The organism is Streptococcus timonensis (genome assembly GCF_900095845.1).
GTDB lineage: Bacteria > Bacillota > Bacilli > Lactobacillales > Streptococcaceae > Streptococcus > Streptococcus timonensis.
On the sequence record NZ_FMIX01000004.1, the window covers coordinates 650,701 to 671,389 of the forward strand.

At 37.4% G+C, this 20,689-nt stretch carries 18 protein-coding genes and 1 other annotated feature; of the genes, 17 read left to right on the plus strand and 1 reads right to left on the minus strand.

Features of this window, described 5'->3' with window-relative positions:
• The first annotated feature begins 3 nt into the window (after nucleotides 1–3).
• The 16 genes from BQ2679_RS06750 (at nucleotide 4) to BQ2679_RS10745 (ending at nucleotide 17,021) form a co-directional block, all read left to right on the plus strand.
• Complete coding sequence (locus BQ2679_RS06750) at nucleotides 4–717, plus strand: O-methyltransferase (protein WP_075567465.1); 714 nt, start codon at nucleotides 4–6, stop codon at nucleotides 715–717.
• Nucleotides 718–790: 73 nt separating this feature from the next.
• Nucleotides 791–1,735, plus strand: a complete 945-nt coding sequence (gene prsA, locus BQ2679_RS06755; protein ID WP_075567466.1) for a peptidylprolyl isomerase PrsA — start codon at nucleotides 791–793, stop codon at nucleotides 1,733–1,735.
• Between the two features lie 207 nt (nucleotides 1,736–1,942).
• Nucleotides 1,943–3,154: a cell division peptidoglycan polymerase FtsW gene (gene ftsW, locus BQ2679_RS06760; RefSeq protein ID WP_075567467.1), complete on the plus strand. Its 1,212-nt coding sequence runs from the start codon at nucleotides 1,943–1,945 to the stop codon at nucleotides 3,152–3,154.
• A gap of 28 nt (nucleotides 3,155–3,182) precedes the next feature.
• Entirely contained in the window at nucleotides 3,183–6,008 is a 2,826-nt protein-coding gene (gene ppc / locus BQ2679_RS06765; RefSeq protein WP_075567468.1) for a phosphoenolpyruvate carboxylase, read from the plus strand.
• 91 nt (nucleotides 6,009–6,099) lie between these two features.
• Nucleotides 6,100–6,321: a binding site (T-box leader), on the plus strand.
• Nucleotides 6,322–6,457: 136 nt separating this feature from the next.
• Nucleotides 6,458–7,456 carry a tryptophan ABC transporter substrate-binding protein gene (gene trpX, locus BQ2679_RS06770; protein WP_075567469.1) on the plus strand — a complete coding sequence of 333 codons (999 nt, stop codon included), beginning with the start codon at nucleotides 6,458–6,460 and terminating at the stop codon, nucleotides 7,454–7,456.
• Between the two features lie 60 nt (nucleotides 7,457–7,516).
• Nucleotides 7,517–8,383 carry an ABC transporter permease gene (locus BQ2679_RS06775; RefSeq protein ID WP_075567470.1) on the plus strand — a complete coding sequence of 289 codons (867 nt, stop codon included), beginning with the start codon at nucleotides 7,517–7,519 and terminating at the stop codon, nucleotides 8,381–8,383.
• Complete coding sequence (locus tag BQ2679_RS06780) at nucleotides 8,380–9,138, plus strand: ABC transporter ATP-binding protein (RefSeq protein ID WP_075567471.1); 759 nt, start codon at nucleotides 8,380–8,382, stop codon at nucleotides 9,136–9,138. The genes BQ2679_RS06775 and BQ2679_RS06780 overlap by 4 nt, the downstream gene beginning before the upstream one ends.
• A 245-nt stretch (nucleotides 9,139–9,383) precedes the next feature.
• On the plus strand, nucleotides 9,384–11,144 hold the full coding sequence (gene dnaG, locus BQ2679_RS06785) for a DNA primase (RefSeq protein ID WP_075567472.1): 1,761 nt from the start codon (nucleotides 9,384–9,386) through the stop codon (nucleotides 11,142–11,144).
• Nucleotides 11,145–11,146: 2 nt separating this feature from the next.
• Nucleotides 11,147–12,256: an RNA polymerase sigma factor RpoD gene (gene rpoD / locus BQ2679_RS06790; protein ID WP_075567473.1), complete on the plus strand. Its 1,110-nt coding sequence runs from the start codon at nucleotides 11,147–11,149 to the stop codon at nucleotides 12,254–12,256.
• A gap of 16 nt (nucleotides 12,257–12,272) precedes the next feature.
• Nucleotides 12,273–12,602 carry a metal-sulfur cluster assembly factor gene (locus BQ2679_RS06795; protein WP_075567474.1) on the plus strand — a complete coding sequence of 110 codons (330 nt, stop codon included), beginning with the start codon at nucleotides 12,273–12,275 and terminating at the stop codon, nucleotides 12,600–12,602.
• A gap of 109 nt (nucleotides 12,603–12,711) precedes the next feature.
• Nucleotides 12,712–13,755 carry a glycosyltransferase family 4 protein gene (locus tag BQ2679_RS06800; protein WP_075567475.1) on the plus strand — a complete coding sequence of 348 codons (1,044 nt, stop codon included), beginning with the start codon at nucleotides 12,712–12,714 and terminating at the stop codon, nucleotides 13,753–13,755.
• A gap of 8 nt (nucleotides 13,756–13,763) precedes the next feature.
• Nucleotides 13,764–15,080 (plus strand): glycosyltransferase family 4 protein, encoded by a 1,317-nt coding sequence (locus BQ2679_RS06805; protein ID WP_075567476.1) that lies wholly within the window; start codon nucleotides 13,764–13,766, stop codon nucleotides 15,078–15,080.
• A 21-nt stretch (nucleotides 15,081–15,101) separates the two neighbouring features.
• Nucleotides 15,102–15,293: a PspC domain-containing protein gene (locus BQ2679_RS06810; RefSeq protein WP_075567477.1), complete on the plus strand. Its 192-nt coding sequence runs from the start codon at nucleotides 15,102–15,104 to the stop codon at nucleotides 15,291–15,293.
• 33 nt (nucleotides 15,294–15,326) lie between these two features.
• Complete coding sequence (locus BQ2679_RS06815) at nucleotides 15,327–15,461, plus strand: DUF4044 domain-containing protein (RefSeq protein WP_075567478.1); 135 nt, start codon at nucleotides 15,327–15,329, stop codon at nucleotides 15,459–15,461.
• A 72-nt stretch (nucleotides 15,462–15,533) separates the two neighbouring features.
• Nucleotides 15,534–16,844 carry a GTPase ObgE gene (gene obgE / locus BQ2679_RS06820; protein WP_075567479.1) on the plus strand — a complete coding sequence of 437 codons (1,311 nt, stop codon included), beginning with the start codon at nucleotides 15,534–15,536 and terminating at the stop codon, nucleotides 16,842–16,844.
• A gap of 9 nt (nucleotides 16,845–16,853) precedes the next feature.
• Nucleotides 16,854–17,021, plus strand: a complete 168-nt coding sequence (locus tag BQ2679_RS10745; RefSeq protein WP_142324054.1) for a hypothetical protein — start codon at nucleotides 16,854–16,856, stop codon at nucleotides 17,019–17,021.
• 79 nt (nucleotides 17,022–17,100) lie between these two features.
• On the opposite strand, the gene BQ2679_RS06825 is transcribed toward BQ2679_RS10745, so the two are convergent.
• Entirely contained in the window at nucleotides 17,101–19,377 is a 2,277-nt protein-coding gene (locus tag BQ2679_RS06825; protein ID WP_075567480.1) for a Xaa-Pro dipeptidyl-peptidase, read from the minus strand.
• A gap of 112 nt (nucleotides 19,378–19,489) precedes the next feature.
• Here BQ2679_RS06825 and mutY point away from each other — a divergent pair, with 112 nt between their 5' ends.
• Nucleotides 19,490–20,653 carry an A/G-specific adenine glycosylase gene (mutY, locus tag BQ2679_RS06830; protein ID WP_075567481.1) on the plus strand — a complete coding sequence of 388 codons (1,164 nt, stop codon included), beginning with the start codon at nucleotides 19,490–19,492 and terminating at the stop codon, nucleotides 20,651–20,653.
• The last annotated feature ends 36 nt before the right edge of the window (nucleotides 20,654–20,689 follow it).

The following is a 20,689-nucleotide window of genomic DNA, read 5'->3' on the forward strand; positions in this document are numbered from 1 at the left end:
TCCATGGTAGAATCTTACAGTAAAAATGCCAATCACAACATGCGTAGACCTGTTGTCAAACAAGAAATCGTTGATTTTATGAGAAATCGTCAAATGCAGGTGACGGGGCCACTGAAAGAACTTGAGGACTTTGCTCGCAAAGAAAATATTCCAATTATTCCTCATGAAACGGTTGCTTATTTTCGTTTTTTGATGGAGACTATGCAACCTAAGAATATCTTGGAAATTGGGACTGCTATCGGTTTTTCTGCTCTCTTGATGGCTCAACACTCGCCAGAGTCTAAGATTACCACGATTGATCGTAATCCTGAAATGATTGGCTTTGCCAAGGCCAATTTTGCCAAGTTTGATAATCGCCAGCAAATCACATTGCTTGAAGGTGACGCAGTAGATGTTTTATCCACTCTTACAGAATCTTATGATTTTGTTTTTATGGATTCTGCAAAATCTAAATACATCGTATTTTTGCCAGAAATCCTGAAACATCTTGAGGTTGGTGGAGTAGTTGTCTTGGATGATATTTTCCAAGGTGGAGATATTGCTAAGGATATTATGGAAGTCCGACGCGGGCAACGAACCATTTATCGTGGTTTGCAAAGACTATTTGACGCAACTCTAAACAATCCGGGATTAACAGCTAGTCTAGTTCCTCTTGGAGATGGAATCTTGATGCTAAGTAAGAATCAAGCAGAAATAGAACTGCCTGATGTTGATTAATTTCAGATATTTTTAAGACAATTTAGTAAAATAGATAAGGTAAACATTTATCTAGTGATAAAAAGGAGTAAACATGAAGAAAAAATTATTGGCTGGTGCCATTACATTATTGTCAGTAGCTACTTTAGCTGCATGTTCAACTAGTTCTCAAGGAGCTGACTTAATCAGTATGAAAGGTGATGTAATCACTGAACATCAATTCTTTGAAGAAGTTAAGAATAATCCAACTGCTCAACAAGTCTTGCTTAACATGACGATTCAAAAGGTTTTTGAAAAACAATATGGTTCAGAAGTTAGTGATAAAGACGTTGATGATGCAGTAGCTGAAGAACAAAAAAAATATGGAGACAGTTACCAAACTGTTCTTGCTCGTGCAGGTATGACTGCTGAAAGCCGTAAACAACAAATTCGTACAAGTAAGTTGGTAGAATATGCTGTTAAAAAAGCTGCAGAAGCTGAATTGACGGATGAGAACTACAAAAAAGCATACGAAGAGTACACACCAGAAGTAACTGCGCAAATTATTAAACTTGATAGCGAAGATAAGGCTAAAGAAGTTCTTGCTAAAGCTAAAGAATCTGGAGCTGACTTCGCACAATTGGCTAAGGATAATTCAACTGACGAAAAGACAAAAGCAAATGGTGGAGAAATCACATTTGACTCTGCGTCTACAGAATTGCCAGCAGCTGTTAAGAAAGCTGCTTTTGCACTAGATGTTGATGGAGTATCAGATGTTATTACTGCTCCAGGAACCCAAGCATACACAAGCAATTTCTATATTGTTAAATTAACGAAGAAATCTGAAAAATCAGCTAACTGGGAAGACTACAAAGAAAAACTTCAGTCAATTATCTTAACTCAAAAACAGAATGACGCTACCTTTGTTCAAGGAGTAATCGGAAAAGAACTCCAAGCAGCAAATATTAAAGTTAAAGATCAAACCTTCCAGACTATCTTTACACAATATATTCAAGGTGAATCTTCAAACGAAAATAACACAACTACAACATCTAACTAATATTAGATATAACTACCTTTCGTTTTCGAAAGGTAGTTTTTTGCTGACGATATTGTTGACTACAAACAGAAATAGAATATCTGATTTATTATATTTGGTTAAATAAATGCTTTAATGGGTGAGAGTTTTTTTCTAGTCTAAAAAATGGTATAATAGTTAGCAAAACTATAAATAATAGAAATTGAATTTTCTGATAGATGGTGAAGTATGAAAATTAGTAAACGGCACCTGTTGAATTATTCCATCTTAGTCCCTTATTTACTTTTATCTGTATTGGGATTAATAGTAGTCTATTCAACAACTAGTGCATCTTTAATCCAAGAAGGGAAGAGTGCCTTTCAATTAGTTCGAAATCAAGGTTTATTTTGGATTGTTAGTTTATTCTTAATTGCCTTAATTTATAAACTAAAATTAGGATTCTTAAAGAATGAACGCTTGCTCTTTATTGTTATGTTTGTTGAGCTAGTCTTATTGGCCTTAGCTCGTTTAGTTGGGATTCCCATCAATGGAGCTTATGGTTGGATTAAGGTTGGACCGGTTACGATTCAGCCTGCTGAGTACCTAAAGATTATTATTATTTGGTATCTTGCTCAACGTTTTTCTAAACAACAAGAAGAAATTGGCGTATATGATTTCCAAGTTTTGACACAAAATCAGTGGTTTCCGAGAGCTTTTAACGATTGGCGTTTTGTTCTTTTAGTAATGATTGGTAGTTTGGCTATTTTCCCAGACCTGGGAAATGCAACCATTTTACTATTGGTATCTATACTAATGTATACAATTAGTGGTATTGCCCATCGCTGGTTTGGAACTATCATAGGTTTGCTAATAGGAGCGTCTACCCTATCATTGACGGCTATTAAGTTTATTGGTGTTGAGAAATTTTCTAAAATCCCTGTATTTGGTTATGTAGCAAAACGTTTTAGCGCCTTTTTCAATCCCTTTGATGATGTCGCTGGAGCTGGGCACCAATTAGCCAATTCCTATTATGCCATGGTTAATGGTGGATGGTTTGGTTTAGGTTTAGGAAATTCCATTGAAAAACGAGGGTATCTACCAGAAGCCCATACGGATTTCGTCTTTTCGATTGTTATCGAAGAATTTGGATTTGTTGGAGCTAGTCTCATTTTAGCCCTTGTTTTCTTCTTGATTTTGCGTATTATTTTGGTTGGTATTAGGGCCAAGGATCCCTTTAATTCGATGATGGCAATCGGTATCGGTGGAATGATTTTAGTCCAGGTATTTGTTAATATTGGTGGTATTTCAGGTTTGATACCATCTACTGGAGTTACCTTCCCCTTCCTATCTCAAGGGGGAAATAGTCTCTTAGTTCTTTCTGTGGCAATTGCTTTTGTACTGAATATTGATGCCAGTGAGAAACGTGCGGGGCTTTATAGCGAATTAGAAACACAATTCTAAGATAACATAGGTAAGAAGGAGAAAATAAATGTCTCTTCAAAAATTAGAAAATTTTAGTAATAAAACTGTTGTTCAAGAGGAAGTGCAAATTTTAACGGATTTACTTGAAGAAATCACAAAAAATATGCTTGCACCTGAGACTTTTGATAAAATTATGCAGTTGAAAGAATTATCAACGTCTGAGGATTATCAGGGTCTCGACAAGATTGTAACCACTCTTTCAAATGAGGAGATGGTCTATATTTCTCGTTATTTTTCAATTTTACCTCTACTGATTAATATCTCAGAAGATGTTGACTTGGCTTACGAAATTAACCATTTAAATAATGTTGATCAAGATTATCTAGGTAAACTTTCTACAACCATTAAAATGGTCGCTGAAAAAGAAAATGCTACAGAGATTCTTGAGCAATTAAATGTTGTGCCAGTTCTAACTGCTCATCCAACTCAGGTACAACGTAAGAGTATGTTGGACTTAACAAATCATATCCATACACTATTACGTAAATACCGTGATGTAAGAATGGGCTTAATCAACAAGGACAAATGGCATAACGATCTTCGTCGTTACATTGAAATCATCATGCAAACTGACATGATACGTGAGAAGAAACTAAAGGTAACTAATGAGATTACCAATGTAATGGAGTATTACAATAGCTCCTTCTTACAAGCTGTTCCTAATCTAATGTTAGAGTATAAACGTCTTGCAAAAGAGCAAGGAATTGATTTGAAACAGGCCAAGCCCATTACTATGGGTATGTGGATTGGTGGAGACCGAGATGGGAATCCATTTGTAACAGCTGAGACTCTTAAGCGATCAGCTACAATTCAAAGTGAAGTAATCCTAAACTACTATATTAGTAAAATTTCTACTCTCTATTTGAATTTCTCGCTATCAACTAATTTATCTAAAACGAGCAAAGCTGTTGAAGAGATGGCGGAACAATCAGGTGATACATCAGTCTTTCGTGAAAAAGAACCTTATCGTAGAGCCTTCCATTTGATTCAATCAAAATTAATTCAAACTTTATTGAATTTAAAAGAGTGGGCACTTGTCGGTTCATCAATTGATGAACGCCACTCTATTGAGACTTTTCTTAGAGCGAATAGTCACCAACAGGGTGTGATCTCTGATTATATTGGAAATCGAATTACCGGAGCTATTCAGGAATTGGCTGAAGATCGTCCTCCTTATTACAATACGGTTGAAGAATTTAAAAATGATCTATATATCATTCATGATTCCTTGATTGAGAATAAGGCAGAAGCCTTAATTACGGGTGAATTTGCAGAGCTTTTAGAAGCAGTAGAAGTCTTTGGTTTCTACTTGGCTTCTATCGATATGCGTCAAGATTCCAGTGTTCATGAAGCCTGTGTAGCTGAATTGCTTGCATCCGCTGGTATCAATGACCACTATAGCGACTTATCTGAAGATGAGAAATGTGACTTGCTCTTACATGAGCTGCTAGAGGATCCTCGCATTTTGTCTGCAACTCATGCGCAAAAATCAGAACTGCTTGAAAAAGAATTGGCTATCTTCCAAACTGCTCGTGAATTAAAAGACCGCTTAGGGGAAGATGTCATTCGTCAAACCATTATCTCTCACGCAACTAGTGTGTCTGATATGTTAGAACTTGCTATTATGCTCAAAGAAGTTGGCCTTGTGGATGCAGAAAAAGCGCGTGTTCAAATTGTTCCTCTGTTTGAGACTATTGAAGACTTGGACCATTCTGAAGAAACCATGAGAAAATACTTCTCACTCCCATTAGCTAAAAAATGGATTGCTTCAAAAAATAATTATCAGGAAATCATGCTTGGCTACTCTGACAGTAACAAAGATGGTGGTTACCTATCTTCATGTTGGACCCTTTATAAGGCTCAACAACAACTAACAGCTATCGGTGATGAATTTGGTGTTAAAGTAACCTTCTTCCATGGACGTGGTGGGACTGTTGGCCGTGGTGGTGGACCAACATACGATGCCATTGCTTCTCAACCGCTCAAGTCAATTAAAGACCGTATCCGCCTTACTGAGCAAGGTGAAGTCATTGGCAATAAATACGGTAATAAAGACGCAGCCTACTATAACTTAGAAATGTTAGTATCAGCAGCCATCAACCGGATGATTACACAGAAGAAGAGTGACACCAATACTTCAAATCGTTATGAGGCCATTATGGACCAGGTAGTTAACCGTTCTTATGATATTTACCGTGACTTGGTATTTGGAAACGAACATTTCTATGACTACTTCTTTGAGTCAAGTCCAATCAAGAATATTTCAAGCTTTAATATTGGCTCTCGTCCAGCTGCTCGTAAAACCATCACTGAAATTGGTGGATTGCGTGCTATTCCATGGGTATTTTCTTGGTCACAAAGTCGTGTTATGTTTCCAGGTTGGTATGGCGTAGGTTCTAGTTTTAAGGAATTTATTGACCAAGATCCACAAAATATCGAATACCTTCGAGATATGTATCAAAACTGGCCATTCTTCCAGTCACTACTTTCTAACGTAGACATGGTCTTATCAAAATCAAATATGAATATTGCATTTGAGTATGCTAAACTATGTGAAAGCGAAGAAGTACAAGCAATCTATTATACTATTTTGGACGAATGGCAATTAACCAAGAATGTGATTTTAGCAATTGAAGGGCATGATGAGCTCTTAGCAGAAAACCCATATTTGAAGGCCAGTCTAAACTATCGTATGCCTTACTTCAATATTTTAAACTATATTCAGCTAGAGCTAATCAAACGTCAACGTCATGGACAACTATCTTCACATGAAGAAAAATTAATCCATACGACTATTAACGGAATCGCTACAGGACTACGTAATTCAGGTTAATTTTAAGATATTTTTTTATAAAATCCGTAAGAATTTTACATATTTAAAAAAATAATTCATAAAATCACTTGACAAGCATTTTTAAAATGATATAATCGAATCATTCAGAAAGTAATCATTAAAATTTTTTAGAGAGTCTGTGGTTGGTGGAAACAGATAGATGGAGATGATGAAAATTGGGCTGAATGTTATAAAGAATTTGAAATCATAAGAATTCGGTGCGCACACCTTACAGTGCAACTCGTGAAGCGAGATTGAGAGATAGGGAGGATTCCCTATAATTGAGGTGGCACCGCGCATCGACGTCCTCACACAAGTTTTTTGTGTGAGGACTTTTTCTTTTGTTTAGGAGGTATATGATGGAATTTAAACGATGGCGACGCTTGGTAAATTTATATTGAAAGTGACATTAACATTACGAAGTTTAAGTGAAATAAGGAGAAATAAGTATGAATAAACGTTTAATTGGTATTATCGCAGCACTAGCACTTGTAGTTGGAGGAAGCTTGGTCTACTCTAACTTAACGAAACAAGAAACTAAAACTGAAACTGCTAATAAAACAGCTAAAGTTGGTGTTCTACAGTTCGTCAGTCACCCATCACTTGACTTGATTTACCAAGGTATCCAAGATGGGCTTGCTGAAGAAGGCTATAAAGGAGATCAAGTTAAAATCGACTTTATGAACTCAGAAGGTGACCAAAGTAAGGTTGCGACAATGAGTAAACAATTGGTAGCAAACGGAAACGATGTTGTTGTCGGTATTGCAACTCCAGCAGCTCAAGGGCTTGCAAGTGCAACAAAAGACCTTCCTGTTATCATGGCAGCTATTACAGACCCAGTTGGAGCTAAACTTGTACAAAACTTGGAAAAACCAGGTGGAAACATCACAGGGGTATCTGACCATAACCCTGCTGAACAACAGGTTGAATTGATTAAAACATTGACTCCTGATGTTAAAACGATCGGAGCTCTTTACTCAAGTAGCGAAGATAACTCTAAATCACAAGTTGAAGAGTTCAAGGCTTACGCTGAAAAAGCTGGTTTGAAGGTAGAAACTTTTGCAGTTCCGTCTACTAACGAAATTGCTTCTACAGTAAATGTCATGACTGGAAAAGTGGATGCAATCTGGGTTCCAATTGACAACACAATCGCATCTGCATTCTCAACTGTAGTATCAAGTAATCAAACAGCTAAAAAACCAATCTACCCAAGTGCAACTGCAATGGTAGAGGCAGGTGGTTTGGCATCAGTAGTTGTTGATCAACACGATCTTGGTGTGGCTACTGGTAAGATGATCGCTAAAGTCTTGAAGGGTGAAAAGCCAGCAGACACTCCAGTCAATGTCTTCTCAACTGGTAAATCAGTTATCAACAAAAAACTAGCTCAAGAACTTGGAATTACGATTCCTGAATCAGTCTTAAAAGAAGCTGGTCAAGTAATCGAATAAGAATAAAGGAGGAGTTGGAGACATCTCCTCTAATTTTTAAAAGAAGGAAATGAATGTAACATGATAGTATCGATTATTTCACAAGGATTTGTCTGGGCTATTCTAGGTTTGGGAATCTTTATGACCTTTCGAATCCTCAACTTTCCAGATATGACAACCGAGGGTTCCTTTCCTCTAGGTGGAGCTGTAGCAGTAACTCTTATTACACAAGGGTTTAATCCTTTTCTTGCTACATTAGTAGCTGTTGGAGCAGGTTGTCTTGCAGGTTTAGCGACTGGTCTTCTTTACACGAAAGGAAAGATTCCAACACTCTTGTCTGGTATTTTGGTGATGACTTCTTGCCATTCTATCATGCTCATGATTATGGGTCGGGCAAACCTTGGGCTCTTAGGAACTAAACAAATCCAGGACGTTCTTCCTTTCTCATCTGAGGTTAATCAATTATTTACAGGTTTAATTTTTGTGACTTTGGTTATTTTACTCATGCTTTTCTTCCTAGATACTAAATTGGGACAAGCTTATATCGCAACAGGAGATAATCCAGATATGGCTCGTAGTTTTGGTATCAATACGGCACGTATGGAACTTATGGGATTGGTATTGTCAAATGGTGTTATTGCCCTTGCTGGTGCCTTAATTTCCCAACAAGAAGGTTATGCGGATGTTTCTCGTGGTATCGGGGTTATCGTAGTTGGGCTTGCTAGTTTGATTATCGGAGAAGTACTCTTTAAGAGTTTGACCCTAGCAGAACGTTTGGTTACTATTGTCGTTGGTTCTATTAGCTACCAATTTCTAGTATGGGGAGTCATTGCTCTCGGCTTTAACACAAGCTACCTTCGACTATATAGTGCTCTTATCCTAGCAACTTGTCTAGTCATTCCAACACTTAAGGATAAATACTTGAAAGGAGTCAAGTTTAGCAAATGACAGCAATTGTAGAATTAAAAAATGCCACAAAAATTGTGAAGAATGGATTTGATGAAGAAAAAATTATCCTAAACGATGTTTCTCTTGATATTTACGAACATGACTTCATCACAATCCTGGGTGGAAATGGTGCAGGGAAATCAACTCTCTTTAATGGCATTGCGGGAACTTTACCTTTAACCAGTGGTAGTATTCGCATTATGGGGGAGGATGTCACAAATTTCAGCCCTGAAAAACGTGCCAAGTACCTTTCTCGTGTTTTTCAGGATCCTAAGATGGGAACAGCTCCACGTATGACAGTTGCAGAAAATCTCTTGATTGCTAAGTTTCGTGGTGAAAAACGTGGACTTTTTCCGAGAAGACTCTCAGCTTACAAGGAAGAATTTCAAACAACCATTGAGAAAATCGGAAATGGTCTAGAAAAACACTTGGATACACCGATTGAATTCTTGTCAGGTGGACAAAGACAGGCCTTGAGCCTCTTGATGGCAACCTTGAAACGTCCTGAACTCCTTTTGTTGGATGAACACACAGCAGCTCTTGATCCTAAAACAAGTGTGGCCTTGATGGAATTAACAGATGACTTTGTCAGAAAGGATCATCTAACAGCATTGATGATTACCCACCATATGGAAGATGCTCTCAAGTATGGAAATCGTCTCATTGTTATGAAGGAAGGACGAATCATCCAAGATTTAAACAAGGATGAAAAAGCTAAGATGAAAATTTCGGATTACTATCAACTATTTGAATAAAGGATTGATTGCTAAAAACTTAGAAGTAGGTTATCCGCTTCTAAGTTTTTTAATGGTTGAAAGTGTCAAAGAATCCTCTATTTTTGATAAATTCTAGAGATTTTAATATTTTCATGAATACTTACCTAAGAAAATACCATTTATCAATGAAATAGAAGCATGTAAGTGGTATGAAATGGTTTACTTTTTTTCTGAAATAAGCTATACTATATAAAGTAAACTGTGATAAAATGGAGGTATTGTCTATGGTTGACAAGAGAGTCATCGAAGAGATCAAAAACAATACCAATATTGTCGAAATCATAGGAGAAGTGATTTCTTTACAAAAATCTGGACGGAACTTTTTAGGGCTCTGTCCTTTTCATGGTGAAAAGACCCCTTCCTTTAACGTTGTTGAAGATAAGCAGTTTTACCACTGTTTTGGCTGTGGACGTTCTGGGGATGTTTTTAAGTTTATTGAAGAATATCAGCAAGTCTCCTTTACTGATGCTGTCAGGATTTTAGCGGAAAAACTTGGCGTACAAGTGGCAAGTCCTGTTCAGCATTCTGTCCACCACACTTCACCACACCAGAATCTCTATGACATGCATGAAAAAGCTGCGAGGTTTTACCATGCTATTCTCATGACGACTAAGATGGGTGAAGAAGCAAGAAACTATCTCTACCAGCGTGGTTTGACAGATGATGTTCTCAATCACTTTATGATTGGACTGGCTCCAGCAGAGCGTTCTTACCTTTATCAACGTTTGGAAAAGGATTATAGTGAAAAAGACCTGCTGGATTCAGGTTTATTCTACTTATCTGAGAGTAACCAATTCTTTGATACTTTCCATAATCGTATTATGTTTCCACTGTCAAATGATCAAGGTAAGGTTATTGCTTTTTCTGGTCGTGTTTGGCAAGAAGCAGATTCTCAAACAGGAAAGTATAAAAATAGTCGTGCAACGGCAATTTTTAATAAGAGTTACGAATTATACCATTTGAATAGGGTAAAAAAAGGTTCTGGAAAAGCTCCTGAAATCTACCTGATGGAAGGATTTATGGATGTTATTGCTGCATACCGTGCTGGTATTGAAAATGCAGTAGCTTCCATGGGAACTGCTCTAACAAGTGAGCATGTCAATCATCTAAAACGATTTACCAAAAAGGTTATCATTACTTATGATGGAGATAGGGCAGGTCAAGCTGCAACAGCAAAAGCTCTCGAAGAGCTTGGTGATTTACCTGTTCAGATCGTTCAGATTCCTGATGCTATGGACCCTGATGAATACTTGCAAAAGAATTCTCCAGAGGATTTGGCATATCTCTTAGCTAATACTAGAATAAGTCCGATTGAGTTTTATATTCATCATTATAAACCTAGTAATAATGAAAATCTACAAGCACAAATCGAGTTTATTGAGAAAATTGCTCCTCTTATCGTTAAAGAACCATCTATCACAGCTCAGAATACTTATATTCATTTACTGACGGATCATTTACCTTCTTTCGATTATCAGCAAGTTGAACACATTATTAATGAGAATCGTGTAAGACAAAGACAGGAAAGGGTTAAGCAGGTAACAAATCCTACGCCTATCACAATGTCAGTGACGAAACAGTTAACCGCTGTGATGCGAGCTGAGGCTCATATCCTCTATCGGATGATGGAGCACCCATTAGTTCTCAATGATTATCGACTAAGAGATGATTTTGTTTTTGAGACACCTGAGTTTCAAACCTTGTATGGACTTTTAATTGATAATGGGTCTATTTCCTCAGAAGATTTGTCACGTCAGACAAAAGAGGTTGAAAGTGCATGGTACCAAGTCTTATCTCTAGATTTGCCAGCAGAAATGTCGCCACAAGAGTTGGTGGAGGTTGAAGAATCTAGAAAACGTGCGCTAATAAATCAACAAAATTTACAAATTAAAAAGAAGGTTCAGGAAGCAAGTCATATCGGGGATACTGATACCGCTTTGGAAGAGCTTGAACGCTTAATTGCCCAAAAAAGAAGAATGGAGTAAGAATGGCAAAAAAACAAAAAGAAGTAACCACTTTTGATGTCCAAGTAGCAGAATTTATTCGTAATCATAAAAAAACGGGTACAGCTACAGATGAAGAAATTAATAATGTCCTTGTAATTCCTTTTGCCTTGGACGTAGATGGTATTGAAAATCTTTTGCAACGAATTCAAGATGCTGGGATTTCTATCACGGATAACGAAGGAAATCCAAGTGAACGTGTCTTAAGTACAGAGGAAGAACCAGAACTTAGCGATGAAGATTTAATTGGTTCAACATCTGCCAAAGTGAATGACCCTGTACGCATGTACTTGAAAGAAATTGGGGTAGTTCCACTTTTGACTAACGAAGAGGAAAAGGAATTGGCCTTGGCCGTTGAAGCAGGAGATGTTGAAGCGAAACAACGTCTAGCAGAGGCTAACCTTCGTTTGGTAGTTTCTATCGCGAAACGCTATGTTGGACGTGGTATGCAATTCCTTGACTTGATTCAAGAAGGAAATATGGGATTGATGAAGGCCGTTGATAAGTTCGACTATTCAAAAGGATTCAAATTCTCAACTTATGCAACTTGGTGGATTCGTCAGGCTATTACACGTGCTATTGCTGACCAAGCTCGTACCATCCGCATTCCAGTCCACATGGTAGAAACAATCAACAAGCTTGTTCGTGAGCAGCGTAACCTTCTTCAAGAATTGGGACAAGATCCTACTCCTGAGCAAATTGCTGAACGTATGGATATGACACCTGACAAGGTTCGTGAAATCTTGAAAATTGCTCAAGAGCCAGTTTCTCTTGAAACACCTATTGGTGAAGAGGACGATAGTCATCTTGGTGACTTTATCGAGGACGAAGTGATTGAAAATCCAGTGGACTACACCACTCGTATTGTCTTGCGTGAGCAGTTGGACGAAGTGCTAGACACCTTGACTGATCGTGAAGAAAATGTATTACGTCTTCGTTTTGGTCTTGATGATGGTAAAATGCGTACACTTGAGGATGTTGGGAAAGTCTTTAATGTTACTCGTGAGCGTATTCGTCAGATTGAAGCTAAGGCCTTGAGAAAACTTCGCCAACCTAGTCGTAGTAAACCACTTCGTGACTTTATCGAAGATTAAAATTGGAGGATTACACATGGCTTATACAGAAGAGCAAATTGAAACTATCAAAACGAAAATCTTATCTGCATTAGAAGAAGTTATCGACCCAGAATTAGGAATCGATATCGTCAACCTAGGTCTGATTTATGAGATTCGATTTGATGGTGATACCGGTGATACTGAGATTGATATGACCTTAACGACTATGGGTTGTCCATTAGCAGACCTCTTGACCGATCAAATTTATGATGCTATGACAGATGTACCAGAGGTTACCAATACTGAAGTAAAATTAGTTTGGTATCCAGCTTGGACTGTTGAAAAAATGAGTCGCTATGCTCGTATCGCATTAGGTATTAAATAGAATGATATAAAAAAAGAAATAGTATAAGTGTTAGGAAATTCCCTAGCTTTTATGCTATCTCTTTTTTAATTTGCTGATTTTCTTTCAATAAAATGATATAATGGATAGTATGGAAAAAGAGAAATTACGCATCAACATGCTAAGTTCGAGTGAAAAGGTAGCAGGACAAGGAGTTTCTGGAGCTTACCGTGAACTTGTGCAACTTTTGAAACGTGATGCGAAAGACCAACTAATTGTAACAGAAAATCTGCCTGTCGAGGCTGATGTAACTCATTTTCACACAATAGATCTTCCATACTATTTATCCACTTTCCAAAAGAAACGCTCTGGACGTCGAATTGGTTATGTTCATTTTTTGCCAGATACCTTGGAAGGTAGTTTGAAGATTCCATTTTTCTTAAAGGGAATTGTCAAACGGTATGTATTTTCTTTTTATGACCGTATGGAACATCTGGTTGTAGTCAATCCTACTTTCATCGAAGATTTGGTTGCGGCTGGGATTCCACGTGAAAAAGTGACCTATATTCCTAACTTTGTTAACAAAGAAAAATGGCACCCATTGCCAGTTGATAAAGTATCTCAGCTTCGTCAAGGTATGGGAATAGATAAGGAAGAGTTTGTAGTCGTAGGTGCTGGTCAAGTTCAGAAACGTAAAGGTATTGACGATTTTATTACCTTAGCTGAAGAATTACCACAAGTTACCTTTATTTGGGCCGGTGGTTTCTCATTTGGTGGAATTACTGATGGCTACGAACGCTATAAAAAGATTATGGACAATCCTCCAAAGAACTTGATCTTCCCAGGAATTGTTTCATCTGAGCGTATGAGAGAACTTTATGCTTTAGCAGATTTGTTCTTACTTCCTAGTTATAATGAACTATTTCCGATGACAATTTTGGAAGCAGCTAGTTGTGAAGCTCCGATTATGCTTCGTGATCTTGATCTCTACAAGGTCATTTTAGAAGGAAATTATAGACCAACAAGTGATGTTGAAGATATGAAGAAGGCTATTTTGGAGTATCGAGATCATCCAGAGACTTTAAAAGAATTAAAAGAAAAGGCCAAAGAGATTTCCAAAGAGTATTCGGAGGAGCATTTACTTGAGATCTGGTTGGAATTCTATAGAGAGCAGGCGGCTTTAGGAAAAAAATGAGGTAGTATATGCGAATTGGTTTATTTACAGATACTTATTTCCCACAGGTATCAGGTGTTGCGACTAGTATTCGAACCTTAAAAACAGAACTTGAAAAGCAAGGACATGCAGTTTTTATCTTTACTACTACAGATAAGGATGTTAATCGTTACGAGGATTGGCAGATTATCCGTATACCTAGTCTTCCTTTCTTTGCTTTTAAGGATCGTCGCCTTGCTTTTCGTGGATTTACAAAAGCTTTAGAGATTGCTAAGCAATATCAACTAGATATCATTCATACACAAACAGAATTTTCTTTAGGTTTACTTGGTATTTGGATAGCTCGTGAGCTCAAAATTCCAGTTATTCATACCTATCATACGCAGTATGAAGATTATGTCCACTATATTGCAAAGGGCTTGTTGATACGCCCTAGTATGGTCAAGTATCTTGTCAGAGGATTTCTTCATGACGTTGACGGAGTTATTTGTCCAAGTGAAATTGTCCGTGATCTTTTATCAGACTATAAGGTAAAAGTTGAAAAAAGAGTTATTCCGACTGGTATAGAACTGGCTAAATTTGATAGACCAGAGATAGGTCCTGAGCATTTACGAGACTTACGCCTTAAGCTGGGGATTAAAGAAGATGAAAAAATGCTTTTAAGTCTATCTCGCGTTTCTTATGAAAAAAATATTCAGGCTGTTCTATCTGCTTTTGCCGAAGTTTTAAAAGAGGAACAGAAAGTAAAATTAGTTGTTGCAGGTGATGGGCCATATCTGAAAAATTTAAAAGAACAAGCCCAGGAATTGCAAATTGAAGAATATGTCGTCTTCACTGGGATGATTGCTCCAAGTGAAACAGCTTTGTATTATAAAGCTGCAAACTTCTTTATCTCAGCATCTACAAGTGAAACTCAAGGTTTGACTTATTTAGAAAGCTTAGCAAGCAAGACACCTATAATCGCTCATGGAAATCCATATTTAGATAATCTAATCAATGACAAAATGTTTGGAACTCTCTATTACGAAGAGAATGATCTCTCTGGAGTTATTTTAGAAGCCTTGATTGCTACTCCTAAAATGGATGACGGACATCTTACTAACAAGCTCTATGAAATTTCAGCTGAAAACTTTGGTAAGAGAGTTCATGAGTTCTACCTAGATGCTATTATTTCGAATAACTTCGAAAAAGAATTGAACCGTGATGAACCAATCACTAAACGTTTTTTAAAGACAGTGTTTTACTTGCCACAACAAGCAGTTATTATGCCTGTAAAGGGCTCTAAACGTATGTTAAAAGCTTCTAAAAAACAATTGAACAATTTTAGGAACTTTTTGAAAGAATAAATAATTAAAGGATGATACAAAATGAAGAAGCAGTTTATGAGAAGTGGTAGAGACCAAAAAATTGGTGGAGTTTGTGCTGGTGCAGCCCAATATTTTAATATTGATCCAACACTTGTACGTGTTATTTGGGGAGTATTAGCTTTCTGTTATGGAGCAGGGGTTTTAGCCTACTTAATTTTATGGGCAGTAGCTCCAGTTTCAGAAGATTTTTAAAAAATTGAAATTTATTTAAAGAAGGAGAATAATATGGCATTTGGAGATAACGGTCAACGTAAAAAAACTTTTTTTGAAAAATTGACACTTTTCATTGTTATGATCATGTTGTTTGTTACCTTAGCAGGAATCTTTGCCACAGCACTAGGTGTATTGAGCAGATTCTAAAAGCTATATAAGGATTTATAGACTATAGTGGTGCCTGGGTTATCCCAGCCCTTTTTAAAGCGAGAAAAGAATATGAGTATGTTTTTAGATACAGCTAAGATCAAGGTCAAGGCTGGTAATGGTGGCGATGGCATGGTTGCCTTTCGTCGTGAAAAATATGTCCCTAATGGAGGACCATGGGGTGGAGACGGTGGCCGTGGTGGTAACGTTGTTTTTGTCGTAGATGAAGGCTTACGCACTCTAATGGATTTCCGTTATAATCGTCACTTTAAAGCCCAGTCTGGAGAAAAAGGGATGACTAAAGGAATGCATGGTAGAGGAGCTGAAGACTTGATTGTCCGTGTGCCTCAAGGAACAACTGTTCGTGATGCGGAAACTGGAAAAGTTATCACAGATTTGATTGAGAATGGTCAAGAGTTTATCGTTGCCCACGGTGGTCGTGGCGGTCGAGGAAATATTCGTTTTGCAACACCTAAAAATCCTGCTCCTGAAATATCTGAAAACGGGGAACCAGGTCAGGAACGTGAATTACAGTTAGAACTAAAAATACTAGCTGACGTTGGTTTAGTTGGCTTTCCTTCTGTTGGAAAATCAACTTTACTAAGTGTCATCACATCTGCAAAACCTAAAATCGGTGCTTACCACTTTACGACAATTGTACCAAATCTTGGTATGGTTCGTACCCAGTCCGGTGAATCTTTTGCCGTTGCAGACCTTCCTGGATTGATTGAAGGTGCCAGTCAAGGCGTCGGCTTGGGAACACAGTTCTTACGTCATATTGAGCGTACACGCGTGATCCTTCATATCATTGATATGTCTGCTAGTGAAGGACGTGATCCTTATGAAGATTATTTAGCTATCAATAAAGAGTTAGAATCTTATAATCTTCGTTTGATGGAGCGTCCACAGATTATTGTTGCCAATAAAATGGATATGCCTGAGAGTCAGGAAAACCTTGAAGAATTCAAGAAAAAATTGGCTGCTAATTATGATGAATTTGAAGAATTACCACCAATCTTCCCAATTTCAGGTTTGACTAAGCAAGGTCTTGCACCTTTATTAGATGCAACGGCTGAGCTTCTTGATAAAACGTCAGAATTCCTTCTTTATGATGAGTCAGAGATGGAAGAAGAAGTATACTATGGCTTTGATGAGGAAGAAAAAGCCTTTGAAATCAGTCGTGATGACGATGCTACTTGGGTACTTTCTGGTGACAAACTTATGAAACTCTTTAATATGACCAATTTTGACCGCGATGAATCAGTTATGAAGTTTGCACGTCAGTTACGTGGAATGGGGGTCGATGAGGCTCTTCGTGCTCGTGGTGCTAAAGATGGTGATCTAGTTAGAATCGGTAAGTTTGAATTTGAATTTGTGGACTAGGAGCAAATTATGGGAGATAAACCTATATCTTTCCGTGATGCTGATGGAAATTTCGTTTCTGCAGCAGACGTCTGGAATGAAAAAAAATTAGAAGAACTCTTTAATCGCCTTAATCCTAATAGAGCATTGAGACTTGCGAGAATGAAGAAAGAAACTAAAAGTAATAAATCAGAATAAATTAGAAACCCGTGATATATAAAATCACGGGTTTTCATTTATTCATAAGTTGGTCAGCTTATTGACTAATACTACAGTTTTATTGAACTGGTACTTCCATTGAAGATTGAGATAAATCGACAGTGAGTTGATAGTCAGAATTATCACGAACTGTAATTTCAAAGTCTGTTGTATATAGAACTAGTCGTAGAGTATCACCTTGTTGAAGTTTATAAATTGTTGGTTGAAGTTCAAGTTGGAATTCCATCCATTCATTTGGTGTAACTTCCTTAATATCCAATAAACCATCACGATTTTGAAGATTGAGATATCCTTTAGTGATTACTCGTTGGGCACTTTGACTATATGGTAACTCAAAGAGATTATCTAACATATGATATCGACCATTATCAAGAGTACGCACTGATAAGATTCCTGGATACGGATGAAGATATTTCTTTTCCCCAAGTTCAAGGAGTTGAGCAGAGAGGAGACCTTTATTGATACTGGACTTGAGTCGTAGGTTAAGTTTGACACGTCCATTAAGATGGATATTTTCAGTCACAGGAAGGTCGATAGTAATTTGATTGACCTTACCTTGATATAGTTCATTATTAAAGGTTGGATAGCTTTTAATAAAACGTTCAAAATCAGAATCTTGATATCGGTTTTGAATGATAGCTTCTTCAGTACCCAAAGTGAAAGTTTTATGTTCAATTTGATTTCCAAAATCTTTAAGAGCCAACCAGGTTTGCTCGGCAGTATTGTCTTGCCAGATTACTGTAGGTAGTTGATATTCTGTTTTTTGTCCTAATAATCTTTGTGTCAAAAGGGCATTCATGGATTCACGGAAGTCTATAGACTGCCAGTTGTTTATGTATACATGGGCACCATTATGATAGAAGAGGTGTTTCTTAATGCTACTTGGAAGTGCATTAAACATTTGATAGACATGGAGTGGTTTCACATTCCAATCTTGTGAACCGTGTGTAAAAACTACCTCGGCTTTGACCTTGTGGGCATTGAGCAGATAGTTGCGTTCATGCCAGAATTGATTGTAATCACCAGTTTTGCGGTCTAGATTTTTCTTAAGTTTTTCTATGGCAGTTTTATGAGCATCATTCCCACGAATATAATCACCAGCTAAGAGATTACGTGAGTAAGTCAATTCATCGAGTGAGTCCAGATCCTCACCTGGATAACCTCCAGGACTTGTGACAAGTCCATTCTCACGATAGTAGTTGTACCAAGAAGAAATTCCTGCTTCAGCAATAATGACTTCTAAACCATCAACTGCAGTAGTCGCAAGACCGTTGGACATTGTACCGAGGTATGATAGACCTGTAGTAGCAACTTTACCATTTGACCAATCAGCGTTTACTTGGCGCTCACGACTATGGTCAGTAAAAGCACGACAGCGCCCATTGAGCCAATCAATGACATTTTTATAGGCTTCGATTTGTCGGTAATCACCATTAGGCATGATTCCCTGAGAATCCTTGGTGCCAAGTCCTGATACATAAATATTAGCAAATCCTCTAGGAAGGAAGTAGTCATTTAGAGTGTAACTGCTATTGATATGAGTAAGTTTTTCTTCCGCTTCAGTGACAAGTTGAGCTTGGCCGACAGGATCAACCAAATCCAATGTAGGCTCCTCCAAGCTAATCTTGTGAGGTTCTTTAACTGTTAATTCCTTCTCCATTTTGTAGAGGGCCTTATCACTTGCCTTGTCATTAGTTCCTTGATGATAAGGACTAGCTGTCATGACTGCAGGGATTCTTCCTGAGAAAGCTGGACGGATAATATTAACCTTTACTAGGTCAGGTAAGCCATCCTTATCTGAATCAATACGGCTTTCTACATAAACAACCTCACGAATAAGATTACAAGTTGAGAAAGTAGCTAAACTCTTTCCATTGAAATAGTGGTAATGATTGTCTTCAGGAATAAATCCATCACTAACCAATTGATCGATGAGAGTATTCCCTTTTTTGGTACGTGTATTAAGAAGCTGATAGATATTATCAATCAGGTCTCCATAGACGATAGGAAAAGCTGTTTCTTCATGGAAAGCAAGAGCGTCTTCGAAGTCTGTTAGATAGCTAAATCCAAGTAATTGAAAAACTACAGTGTAGAAGATTTCAGCAGTCAACTCTAGCTCAGAGTTGAAGAAAGTGAGTAGGTCTGTTTTCTTATCCACTGCCAAAGTTGAAAGTGGATAATCCGTATTTTTGTAATTAAAAAAACAAGTTCTAACAAATGACTCAAACTGGTCTTTTTCAGAACTAGCAGCGTCAAGACTAAAACCAAGTTCAGTTAATTCTTTTAAAGCATCTTCCTTTGAGACAGGAAAGTAGCTAAATTGATTATAGCGCATAATAATCTCCTTTGAGAATGAGGTTAAAAATATTATATCAAAAAACCAAATGAATAGATAGCTTGGTTAACTAGCTTTTGAGTATCCCTTAAGGTTATGCTATACTAGATATATGTTAGATTTGGAGAAATACGGCGTGACCATGTGGGAAGAGGAGAAAATTCTCTCTTTCCGTCAAAAACTTTTAGCTTGGTATGATGAAAATAAGCGAGACCTACCTTGGAGAAGGATTAGAAATCCATACCTTATCTGGGTATCTGAAATTATGTTACAACAGACAAGAGTTGATACTGTTATTCCATATTATGAACGTTTTTTAGAATGGTTTCCGACTGTAGGAAGTTTGGCAAATGCACCTGAAGAACGCTTATTAAAGGCATGGGAAGGTCTTGGATATTATTCGCGTGTTCGTAATATGCAAGCAGCCGCTCAACAGATTATGAATGATTTTAATGGAGATTTTCCTTCAACATACGAAGGTATTTCAAGCTTGAAAGGGATAGGTCCCTATACAGCAGGGGCAATTTCTAGTATTGCTTTTAATCTTCCCCAACCTGCGGTTGATGGGAATGTCATGCGTGTTTTGGCTCGCTTATTTGAAGTGAATCACGATATAGGAAATCCCAGCAATCGTAAAATTTTTCAAGCTATGATGGAAATCTTAATTGATCCAGATCGTCCAGGTGATTTTAACCAGGCTTTGATGGATTTAGGTTCTGATATTGAATCGCCGGTCAATCCTAGACCTCAAGATAGTCCAGTGAAGGAATTTAGCGCAGCCTATAAGAACGGGACTATGGATCGCTATCCCATTAAAGCACCAAAGAAAAAACCAATTCCAATATATCTAAATGCATTAGTGGTATCAAATGAAAAAGGACAATTCTTATTGGAAAAGAACGAGAGCGAAAAGCTATTAGCTGGTTTTTGGCATTTTCCATTGATAGAAGTTGATGAATTTTCAAAAGAGGAAGATGAACTTAACCTTTTTAGTCAGGTATCGGAACCAACCACACAGTTTGGACCATCTCCTAAAGCAAGTTTTGAACAAGATTATAATCTTCTTGTTGATTGGGATGACTACAAATTTGAAGAGGTTAAGCATGTTTTCAGTCATCGTAAATGGCATATTCAAATTCTAACAGGAAAGGTAGAAAAGTCTGAAGATTATTCCGATAGAGAAGTTCTTTGGCTAAGTCCAGGAGAGTTTGTACATTATCCCATTGCTAAACCTCAACAAAAGATTTGGCAAGAGTATTTAAAAAGAGACCATTAACATTAGTGTATCGTGTCTTCTTTTTGATTTTTTGGT

What these genes read in the sequence shown, in the direction of transcription:
- BQ2679_RS06750 (WP_075567465.1), top strand. Translation starts at nt 4, where the DNA reads ATGGTAGAATCTTACAGTAAAAATGCCAATCACAACATGCGTAGACCT.
- prsA (WP_075567466.1), top strand. Translation starts at nt 791, where the DNA reads ATGAAGAAAAAATTATTGGCTGGTGCCATTACATTATTGTCAGTAGCT.
- ftsW (WP_075567467.1), top strand. Translation starts at nt 1,943, where the DNA reads ATGAAAATTAGTAAACGGCACCTGTTGAATTATTCCATCTTAGTCCCT.
- ppc (WP_075567468.1), top strand. Translation starts at nt 3,183, where the DNA reads ATGTCTCTTCAAAAATTAGAAAATTTTAGTAATAAAACTGTTGTTCAA.
- trpX (WP_075567469.1), top strand. Translation starts at nt 6,458, where the DNA reads ATGAATAAACGTTTAATTGGTATTATCGCAGCACTAGCACTTGTAGTT.
- BQ2679_RS06775 (WP_075567470.1), top strand. Translation starts at nt 7,517, where the DNA reads ATGATAGTATCGATTATTTCACAAGGATTTGTCTGGGCTATTCTAGGT.
- BQ2679_RS06780 (WP_075567471.1), top strand. Translation starts at nt 8,380, where the DNA reads ATGACAGCAATTGTAGAATTAAAAAATGCCACAAAAATTGTGAAGAAT.
- dnaG (WP_075567472.1), top strand. Translation starts at nt 9,384, where the DNA reads ATGGTTGACAAGAGAGTCATCGAAGAGATCAAAAACAATACCAATATT.
- rpoD (WP_075567473.1), top strand. Translation starts at nt 11,147, where the DNA reads ATGGCAAAAAAACAAAAAGAAGTAACCACTTTTGATGTCCAAGTAGCA.
- BQ2679_RS06795 (WP_075567474.1), top strand. Translation starts at nt 12,273, where the DNA reads ATGGCTTATACAGAAGAGCAAATTGAAACTATCAAAACGAAAATCTTA.
- BQ2679_RS06800 (WP_075567475.1), top strand. Translation starts at nt 12,712, where the DNA reads ATGGAAAAAGAGAAATTACGCATCAACATGCTAAGTTCGAGTGAAAAG.
- BQ2679_RS06805 (WP_075567476.1), top strand. Translation starts at nt 13,764, where the DNA reads ATGCGAATTGGTTTATTTACAGATACTTATTTCCCACAGGTATCAGGT.
- BQ2679_RS06810 (WP_075567477.1), top strand. Translation starts at nt 15,102, where the DNA reads ATGAAGAAGCAGTTTATGAGAAGTGGTAGAGACCAAAAAATTGGTGGA.
- BQ2679_RS06815 (WP_075567478.1), top strand. Translation starts at nt 15,327, where the DNA reads ATGGCATTTGGAGATAACGGTCAACGTAAAAAAACTTTTTTTGAAAAA.
- obgE (WP_075567479.1), top strand. Translation starts at nt 15,534, where the DNA reads ATGAGTATGTTTTTAGATACAGCTAAGATCAAGGTCAAGGCTGGTAAT.
- BQ2679_RS10745 (WP_142324054.1), top strand. Translation starts at nt 16,854, where the DNA reads ATGGGAGATAAACCTATATCTTTCCGTGATGCTGATGGAAATTTCGTT.
- BQ2679_RS06825 (WP_075567480.1), bottom strand. Translation starts at nt 19,377, where the DNA reads ATGCGCTATAATCAATTTAGCTACTTTCCTGTCTCAAAGGAAGATGCT.
- mutY (WP_075567481.1), top strand. Translation starts at nt 19,490, where the DNA reads ATGTTAGATTTGGAGAAATACGGCGTGACCATGTGGGAAGAGGAGAAA.